This is a genomic window from Zavarzinella formosa DSM 19928 (assembly GCF_000255705.1).
Classification (GTDB): Bacteria; Planctomycetota; Planctomycetia; order Gemmatales; family Gemmataceae; genus Zavarzinella; species Zavarzinella formosa.
Window position 1 is genome coordinate 1 of record NZ_AIAB01000593.1, and the last position, 523, is coordinate 523.

Below are 523 nucleotides of genomic sequence, written 5' to 3' on the forward strand. Positions count from 1 at the left end.
TCGCTGGCGCTTGCCGGTGCGGTCACCAGCGCGGCGGTGTGGGGGGACAGCTCCCGGAACCCGGCCGCCCTTCCCGGCCTGAAATCGGGGAAGGTGTTTTCCGAGGGGGTGGCCGGCAAATTCACCAACCGGCCCGCCGTCGCCTACCGCACCCTGGACGGCCAGACCTACTTTGCCGTCCAGGTCCGGCCCGACCTGCCGGCGGCCCCGGTGCGGCCGCGCGACATCGCCATCCTGGTCGACACCTCGGCCAGCCAGGCCGGCAACCCGCTGGAGACCGCCCGGCAGATCTGCCGCGAGGTGATCGCCACGGCCAATGAATCCGACCGCATCTCGGTCTGGACCGTCTCCACGCCCCGGGCCACGCGCAACCTAGTCCGCGGCGGCGGCCTGAAATTCCCGGCCGAGGCGAAGACCGCCTTGGCCGCCTTGGAGGCCGAGTACGCCTCCGGGGCCATCGACTTCAAGGGGACGCTGGAGCGGGTGGCGAAAGAGTTTGACGGCAAGGCCACGCGCGACCAGG

The 523-nt window shown here is 71.5% G+C and carries 1 protein-coding gene; it reads left to right on the forward strand.

Features of this window, described 5'->3' with window-relative positions; translation table 11 throughout:
• Positions 1 to 36: 36 nt before the first annotated feature.
• Positions 37 to 523: vWA domain-containing protein (locus tag BGIM_RS48025; protein ID WP_157368538.1), on the forward strand; the 487-nt coding region annotated here is incomplete at its 3' end.